Raw genomic sequence first — 8,097 nt, forward strand, 5'->3', positions numbered from 1 at the left:
ACCCGCTTCACGCCCTCGGCGCCGATCTCGGCCTCGACGCCCAGGTAGACGCCGGAGATGCCGTACTCGCCGTCGACCCAGGCGCAGACCGGCATGACCTCGCCGGAGTCCTCGGCCACTGCCTTCGCCATCCGGGCCGCGGCGGCGGACGGGGCGTAGTACGCCGAACCGGTCTTGAGCAGCGCGACGACCTCGGCGCCACCGTTGCGGGTCTTGACGACCAGCTCCTCGATCTGCTCGGCCGGCATGACGTCACGCAGCGGCTTGCCGTTCACGGTGCTCTTGGACGGCACCGGGACCATCGTGTCGCCGTGCGAGCCGAGCGTCAGGGTCCGTACCGACTTCACCGGTACGCTCAGCGCCTCGGCGACGAAGTTGGTGAAGCGGGCGGTGTCCAGCATGCCGGCCTGGCCGAGCACCCGGTTGCGCGGGAACTGGGTGGCGAGCTGGGCCAGCGCGGTCATCTCGTCGAGCGGGTTGGACACCACGATGACGACGGCGTTCGGCGCGTACTTGGCGACGTTCTCGGAGACCTGCCGGACGATCTTGGCGTTGGTCTCCAGCAGGTCCATCCGGCTCATGCCGGGCTTGCGCGGCAGGCCGGCGGTGATGACGACCACGTCCGAGCCCTCGATGGCGTCGTAGCCCTCGCCGTTCGGGCCGGTGGTGACGCCGACAACCTTGGTCTCGAAGCCCTCGACCGCGCGGGACTGGTTGAGGTCGAGCGCGAGACCCGCCGGCTTGCCCTCCACGATGTCGGTGATCACGACGGTGTCGAAGACGTCGTACTCGGCCAGGCGCTGTGCGGTGGTCGAGCCGTAGAAGCCGGCGCCGACGACAGTGACCTTCTTACCCATGGTCGTCCCACTCCCTGATCCCAGTCGGTTTTCCGGACCGTATCAGCCATCCTGGCACCGATCGGGCCAGGGGCGGACGGTTATGACCTGGGTGGGTGTCAGCCCGCCCGCTCGGCCCGTTCGACCACGTTGGTGAGCAGCATCGCCCGGGTCATCGGACCGACGCCGCCGGGCATCGGCACGAGCTTGCCGGCGACCTCGGCGACCTCCGGGTCGACGTCGCCGGTGTAGCGGCCCTTGCCGTCGTCGCCGATCACGCGCGTGATGCCGACGTCGACCACTGTCGCGCCCGGGTTGACCATGTCGGCGGTGAGCAGGCCCGGTACGCCGGCGGCGACGATGACGACGTCGGCGGCGCGGGTGTGCGCGGCGAGGTCGAGCGTGCCGGTGTGGCAGAGCGTCACGGTGGCGTTCTCGCTGCGCCGGGTCAGCAGCAGGCCCAGCGGACGGCCGACCGTGTTGCCCCGGCCGACGACGGCCACGTTCGCGCCGCGCAGCGGCACGTCGTGGCGGCGCAGCAGCTCCACGATGCCGCGCGGGGTGCAGGGCAGCGGCGCGTCGTACCCGAGGACGAGCCGGCCCAGGTTGACCGGGTGCAGCCCGTCGGCGTCCTTGTCCGGGTCGATCGACTCCAGCGCGCGCTGGGTGTCGAGGTGCCCGGGGAGCGGGAGCTGGACGATGTAGCCGTGGCAGGCCGGGTCGGCGTTCAGCTCGGCCAGAGCCGCGTCGAGCTGCTCCTGGGTGGCGTCCGCGGGCAGCGTGACCCGCAGCGAGGCGATGCCGACCTCGGCGCAGTCGCGGTGCTTGCCGTTGACGTACGCCTGGGAGCCGGGGTCCTCCCCGACCAGCACCGTGCCGAGGCCGGGGGTGATGCCGCGTTCCGCGAGCGCCTTGACCCGGGCCCGTAGCTCGTCCTTGATCTCCGCCGCGGTGGCCTTGCCGTCCAGGATCGTCGCCGTCACGTCGTGATCGTCTCACGCCCGCTGGCGGGCCCGGACGACGACGGCCGACGATCACGCTGCGCAACGTGCGCTAAGTCACGGAGAGTCACCAATCACGGTGACGCCGCAGCCCGGTCACACCCGGACGGGCAGGGACCGGACAGCGGGAACAGCCGTCGCAGACCGCCCGGCCACGCGCGGACCGGAACAGAGGCAACCAGGAAAGAACCAGGCAGGGGCGAGGTTTAGCACGCGCGAGCGGCAACGACAAGACAGGGCGAACACGATCCGTCATCGATCAACCACGCGCCAGTTGTCGATGGGCCGAACCGCGACCTACCGTTACCGCTCGTTGCGCAGAGTCACCCAACGTCGGGACGACCGCGCAGCGTGAGGAGATGAGGAGACCCCATGCGTGTTCGTAGGCTCGCGGCCTGGGCCGCGCTCCCGCTCGCGGTGACGCTCGGCCTGACGGCCTGCGGCTCGGGCGGCGGCAGCGGCGGTGCCGGCAACCCCGACGCGGCCGTGCGGATCGAGATCGCCGAGCCGCAGCACCTGGTGCCCACAAACACCAACGAGACGAGCGGCTCCCAGGTCCTGTCGGCCCTGTTCAGCCCGCTCGTCGACTACGACGAGGCGAACAAGCCGCACGAGGTGGCGGCGGACTCGGTGACGACGTCGGACAACAAGGTCTGGACGATCAAGCTGAAGCCCGGCTACACGTTCCACAACGGCGAGAAGGTCACCGCCGACAACTACATCGACGCCTGGAACTACGGCGCGTACGCCCCGAACGGCCAGAACTCCAGCTACTTCTTCGAGAAGGTGGCCGGCTACGACGACCTCCAGGGCGAGACGCCGAAGGCGAAGACGCTCAGCGGCCTGCAGAAGGTCGACGACCTGACCTTCACCGTGACGCTCAACGAGCCGTACGTGGACTTCAAGTCGATGCTCGGCTACACCGCCTTCTACCCGCTGCCCGAGGCGGCCTTTTCCGCGCCGGGCGTGCTGGCCGAGGGCTACGAGCAGGCCCCGATCGGTCAGGGCCCGTTCAAGATGAAGGGCAGCTGGCAGCACGACGCCAAGGTCGAGGTGGAGCGCTACGACGCCTTCCCGGGCCAGCAGCCCAAGGTCGCCGGTGTCGAGTTCCGCATCTACCAGCAGCCGACCGCCGCGTACGCGGACGTGCTGTCGGACAACCTCGACGTGATCAAGACGATCCCGACCGAGAACCTGTCCACCGCCGCGACCGACCTGGGCGACCGCTACCAGGAGAGCCCGGCCTCGTCGCTGCAGGTGCTGGCCTTCCCGACGTTCCAGGAGGAGTTCAGCAAGCCCGAGGTGCGCAAGGCCATCTCGATGGCGATCGACCGGGACGAGATCACCAAGTCGATCTTCAAGGACTCGCAGCGGCCGGCCCGCTCGTTCGTCTCGCCGGTGGTCGCCGGCTACCGGGAGAACACCATCGGCACCGCGGGCGCGTTCGACCCGGTCAAGGCCAAGGCCATGTACGAGGCCGCGGGCGGCCCGAAGAAGATCGAGCTGTCCTACAACGGCGACGGCGGCCACAAGGACTGGATCGACGCCACCTGCAACCAGCTCAAGGCCAACCTGGGCGTGGACTGCGTCGGCACCGCCGAGCCGAAGTTCGCGGACCTGCTGACCAAGGTCAAGAAGAAGCAGCCGGTCGGCCTGTTCCGGATGGGCTGGGTCATGGACTACCCGTCCATGGAGAACTACCTCGGCCCGCTGTACAGCAGCACCGGCTCGTCGAACTACTACGGCTACAGCAACCCGGAGTTCGACAAGCTGCTCGCCGAGGGCGCCCGCGCGGCGACCGAGGACGAGGCGATCAAGAAGTACCAGGCGGCTGAGGACCTGCTCGCGCAGGACATGCCGGTGATCCCGCTGCGGTACGGGCAGAACAACTTCGGCCACTCGACCAAGGTCAAGAACGTCCACGTGGACCTCTTCGACCGGGTGGACCTGCTGAAGATCGAACTCGCCTGACACCCTGCTGACGGGCCGGGCCACCCCCACCGGGTGGCCCGGCCTTGGCATTGGCCCGCATTTGCGCCGTTTTCGGCAGACTTGCCAGCATGCTCCGCTTCATCCTGCGGCGACTCCTGCAGATGGTCCTCGCCTTCTTCGGGACCACTCTGATCGTCTACGCGCTGATGTTCGCCGGGCAGGGCGACCCGATCCAGGCCCTCGCCGGGGAGCGGCCGGTGACCCCCGCGCAGCGGGCCTACCTGACCGAGAAGTACCACCTGGACGCGACAGGGGTCGGCGGCTTCTTCTACCGCTACTTCAACTACCTCGGCGGTCTGGTCCAGGGTGACCTCGGGCAGTCGCTGACCGGGCGGCAGATCAGCGACATCCTCGCCGCCGCCTGGCCGGTCACCCTCAAGCTGGCGGTGATCGCGATGGCGGTCACGGTGATCTTCGGAGTCACCGCCGGCGTGATCGCGGCCATCCGCCGCTCCGGCGTGTTCGACCACGCCACGCTCGTGCTCACGCTGCTGGTGCTCGGCATACCCACCATCGTGCTCGCGCCGCTGGCGCAGTACTTCCTCGGCGTACGCTGGCCGATCTTCCCGCCCACCGCCGGAGCGCAACCCTCCTTCTACGCGCTGCTGCTGCCCGGCATCGTGCTCGGCTCGCTGTCCCTGGCCACCGCGCTGCGGCTGACCCGTACCTCGGTGACCGAGAACCTGCGCGCCGACTACGTCCGCACCGCCCGCTCGAAGGGCCTGCGGCGACGCCGCATCGTCGGCGTACACGTGCTGCGCAACTCGCTCATCCCGGTGATCACCTTCCTCGGCGTCGAGCTGGGCAACCTGATGGGCGGCGCGATCATCACCGAGGGCGTGTTCAACGTGCCCGGCGTCGGCTTCAACCTGTTCCGCGGCATCCGCACCGAGGACGGCCCCCTGGTGGTCGGCATCGTCAGCGTGCTCGTCGTGGTCTACCTGCTCTCCAACCTGGTGGTGGACGTGCTCTACGCCGTCCTCGACCCGAGGATCCGCTATGAGTGACTTCGAGACGGTGGCGGCCACCGAGAACCAGGCGGCGCGGCGCGGCGTCTCCGGCGAACCGGGCACGCCCGGCCGGGCCGGGCGGCCGGAGCGGGCCCGCAGCCTGGCCGGGGACGCGTGGCGGGACCTGCGCCGCAACCCGGTCTTCTGGATCAGCCTGCTCCTGGTGGTGCTCGTCGCCGCGATGGCGGTGGCCCCCGGGCTGTTCGCCGCGAACGACCCGCGCGACTGCGTGCTCTCCCGCCAGCACGCCGGGCCGTCCGGCGGGGCCATCTTCGGGTACGACTTCCAGGGCTGCGACACGTTCGCCCGCGCGGTCTACGGCGCCCGCGCCTCACTGCTGGTGGGGGCGCTCTCCGCGCTGATCACCGGCGTGATCGCGCTCGTCGTCGGGATGCTCGCCGGCTACTTCGGCGGCTGGGTCGACGCGGTGCTCTCCCGGGTGATCGACATCGTGCTCGGCATCCCGCTGCTGCTGGCCGCGATCGTGCTGCTCAAGCGGGTCAGCACCAGCGGCGACACGGTACGGCTGTTCGCGGTGATCGTCGTGCTGGCGCTGCTCGGGTGGACCACCGCGGCCCGGGTGGTCCGCTCCTCGGTGATCACCGCCCGGGAGCAGGACTACGTGGCCGCAGCCCGGATGCTGGGGGCCGGCAACGGCCGGATCATGTGGCGGCACATCCTGCCGAACGTGCTCGCCCCGGCCATCGTGGTGCTCACCATCGCGCTCGGCTCGTTCATCGCGGCCGAGGCGACGCTGAGCTTCCTCGGCATCGGCCTGAAGGCGCCGACCATCTCCTGGGGCATCGACATCGACGCCGGGCGGGTGCACATGCGCGAGTCGGCGACGCCGCTGATCGTACCGTCGGCCTTCCTCGCCCTGACCGTGCTCGCCTTCATCATGCTCGGCGACGCGATCCGCGACGCCTTCGACCCGAAGCTGCGGTGACAACCCATGACCCAGTCGTCGGCCCGGCCCACGCCGGCCTCGCCCACCCCGCCGGGCGGGCACCTGCTGGAGGTACGGGACCTGCACGTCGAGTTCCGCACCCGCGAGGGCGTGGCCCGGGTCATCAACGGGGTGACGTACCACCTGGACGCCGGGGAGACGCTCGCCGTGCTCGGCGAGTCCGGCTCCGGCAAGTCCGTCACCGCCCAGGCGATCATGGGCATCCTGGACACCCCGCCCGCGTACGTGCGCGGCGGGCAGATCCTCTACCAGGGGCGGGACCTGCTGACCCGGCCGGAGGAGGAACGCCGTCAGATCCGGGGCACCGAGATCGCGATGATCTTCCAGGACGCGCTGTCGGCGTTGAACCCGGTCTTCCCGGTCGGCTGGCAGATCGGCGAGTCGCTGCGCGAACGGGCCGGGATGTCCCGGGCCGACGCGCGCAGGCGCACGATCGAGCTGATGGACCTGGTCCGGATCCCGGCCGCGGCGAAGCGGCTCGGCGACTACCCGCACCAGTTCTCCGGCGGCATGCGCCAGCGGGTCATGATCGCCATGGCGCTGGCTCTCGACCCGAAGGTGCTGATCGCCGACGAGCCGACCACCGCGCTGGACGTGACGGTGCAGGCGCAGATCATGGACCTCCTGGCCGACCTGCGCCGCGACCTCGGCACGGCGCTCATCCTGATCACCCACGACCTGGGCGTGGTCGCCGGTGTCGCGGACCGGATCGCGGTCATGTACGCGGGCCGCATCGTCGAGCACGCCGACGTGCACGCGCTGTACCGGGCGCCGGCCCACCCGTACACGAAGGGGTTGCTGGAGTCGATCCCGCGCCTGGACGTGCGCGGCCAGGAGCTGTCGAGCATCCGCGGCCTGCCGCCGAACCTGATGGCGATCCCCTCCGGCTGCCCGTTCCACCCCCGGTGCCCGTACGTCCAGCAGGTCTGTGTGGACGAGGTGCCGCACGACCTGGTGCTCGGCGACGGGCGGACCAGCGCGTGCCACTTCGCGCAGGAGGTGCACGATGACAGCGCCGGCTGACGCCACGAAGGTGCGCGGCGAGACCATCCTCTCCGTCGACCACCTGGTCAAGCACTTCCCGATCAGCCAGGGCGTGCTGTTCAAGAAGACCATCGGCCAGGTCAAGGCGGTCGACGGCGTCTCGTTCGAGCTGCGGCGCGGCGAGACGCTCGGCGTGGTCGGCGAGTCCGGCTGCGGCAAGTCCACGCTGGCCCGGCTGCTGATGCGCCTGGAGACGCCCACCGCCGGGCGGGTCACGCTGGAGGGCCGCGACCTGCTCCGGGCCGGCGGGGCGGACCTGCGCCGGCTGCGCCGCAACATGCAGATGGTGATGCAGGACCCGTACACCTCGCTGAACCCGCGGATGACTGTCGGCGACATCGTCGGCGAGCCGTTCGAGATCCACCCGGAGGTGGCGCCGAAGCGCAGCCGGCGGCAGCGGGTGCAGGAGCTGCTGGACGTGGTCGGGCTCAACCCGGAACACGTCAACCGGTACCCGCACCAGTTCTCCGGCGGCCAGCGGCAACGCATCGGCATCGCCCGGGCGCTCGCGCTGCGGCCCGAGATCATCGTCTGCGACGAGCCGGTGTCGGCGCTCGACGTCTCCATCCAGGCCCAGGTGATCAACCTGTTGGAGCAGCTCCAGGACGAGTTCGGGCTGTCGTACATCTTCATCGCCCACGACCTGTCGGTGGTGCGGCACATCTCCGACCGGGTCGCGGTGATGTACCTGGGCCGGATCGTCGAGATCGGCACCGAGGAGCAGATCTACCAGCGGGCCACCCACCCGTACACCCAGGCGCTGCTGTCGGCGGTCCCGGTGCCCGATCCGGAGGCCCGCGACCGGCAGACCATCATCCGGCTCAGCGGCGACGTGCCCAGCCCGGCCGACCCGCCGTCCGGCTGCCACTTCCGGACCCGCTGCTGGAAGGCCGAGGAGGTCTGCGCGGTCCAGGACCCGCAGACCGTGCCCCGGGCGGCGGACCCGCACCCCAGCGCCTGCCACTTCGCCGAGGTCCGCACCGACGTGTGAGCGCGACGAAGGCCCCGTCCCCCGGAGGAAGAGGGGGCGGGGCCTCCGCTGCGGCGGGTTGGGCGTGGACCCGGGGCGATCCCGGCGGCGTTGAGGCGCGCCGCCGTACGTGATCGGTGTCCCGCGACGGAACCGCCGGGTCGACGCGGCGGTCCGGTGCGGCTCGGGTGAGGTGTCCCGGCGTGCGGGTCCCGGGTCCGGCGTGGCTCAGGCGGCCGGCGGGGCGCGCGCGGCGAGCGGGCCGCGCGGCGGCAGC

General features: G+C 70.7%; 7 protein-coding genes. 5 read left to right on the plus strand and 2 right to left on the minus strand.

From position 1 onward, the window contains the following. On the minus strand, positions 1-857 hold an 857-nt coding region (locus KBX39_RS16220; protein ID WP_210871332.1), incomplete at its 3' end, for a malate dehydrogenase. 98 nt (positions 858-955) lie between these two features. Beyond that, entirely contained in the window at positions 956-1,819 is an 864-nt protein-coding gene (locus KBX39_RS16225; RefSeq protein WP_043328369.1) for a bifunctional methylenetetrahydrofolate dehydrogenase/methenyltetrahydrofolate cyclohydrolase, read from the minus strand. Between the two features lie 390 nt (positions 1,820-2,209). Here KBX39_RS16225 and KBX39_RS16230 point away from each other — a divergent pair, with 390 nt between their 5' ends. From KBX39_RS16230 to KBX39_RS16250, 5 genes are all read left to right on the plus strand, one after another. After that, entirely contained in the window at positions 2,210-3,808 is a 1,599-nt protein-coding gene (locus tag KBX39_RS16230; protein WP_043328368.1) for an ABC transporter substrate-binding protein, read from the plus strand. A gap of 89 nt (positions 3,809-3,897) precedes the next feature. Beyond that, positions 3,898-4,836 (plus strand): ABC transporter permease, encoded by a 939-nt coding sequence (locus KBX39_RS16235; RefSeq protein ID WP_043328367.1) that lies wholly within the window; start codon positions 3,898-3,900, stop codon positions 4,834-4,836. Continuing rightward, a complete protein-coding gene (locus tag KBX39_RS16240) occupies positions 4,829-5,785 on the plus strand; it encodes an ABC transporter permease (protein ID WP_210871334.1) in 957 nt (318 codons plus the stop codon). Before KBX39_RS16235 ends, KBX39_RS16240 begins: the two co-directional genes overlap by 8 nt. A 6-nt stretch (positions 5,786-5,791) precedes the next feature. Continuing rightward, positions 5,792-6,829, plus strand: a complete 1,038-nt coding sequence (locus tag KBX39_RS16245; protein WP_064446559.1) for an ABC transporter ATP-binding protein — start codon at positions 5,792-5,794, stop codon at positions 6,827-6,829. Beyond that, on the plus strand, positions 6,813-7,841 hold the full coding sequence (locus KBX39_RS16250; RefSeq protein WP_104114344.1) for an ABC transporter ATP-binding protein: 1,029 nt from the start codon (positions 6,813-6,815) through the stop codon (positions 7,839-7,841). Before KBX39_RS16245 ends, KBX39_RS16250 begins: the two co-directional genes overlap by 17 nt. Positions 7,842-8,097 lie beyond the last annotated feature (256 nt).

Origin of the sequence: Micromonospora sp. D75, assembly GCF_018070405.1 — a bacterium.
Taxonomy (GTDB): Bacteria; Actinomycetota; Actinomycetes; order Mycobacteriales; family Micromonosporaceae; genus Micromonospora; species Micromonospora chalcea.

Bases quoted from the DNA above. Each gene is read 5' to 3' on its own strand.
- KBX39_RS16230 (WP_043328368.1), top strand. From the start codon at position 2,210: ATGCGTGTTCGTAGGCTCGCGGCCTGGGCCGCGCTCCCGCTCGCGGTG.
- KBX39_RS16235 (WP_043328367.1), top strand. From the start codon at position 3,898: ATGCTCCGCTTCATCCTGCGGCGACTCCTGCAGATGGTCCTCGCCTTC.
- KBX39_RS16240 (WP_210871334.1), top strand. From the start codon at position 4,829: ATGAGTGACTTCGAGACGGTGGCGGCCACCGAGAACCAGGCGGCGCGG.
- KBX39_RS16245 (WP_064446559.1), top strand. From the start codon at position 5,792: ATGACCCAGTCGTCGGCCCGGCCCACGCCGGCCTCGCCCACCCCGCCG.
- KBX39_RS16250 (WP_104114344.1), top strand. From the start codon at position 6,813: ATGACAGCGCCGGCTGACGCCACGAAGGTGCGCGGCGAGACCATCCTC.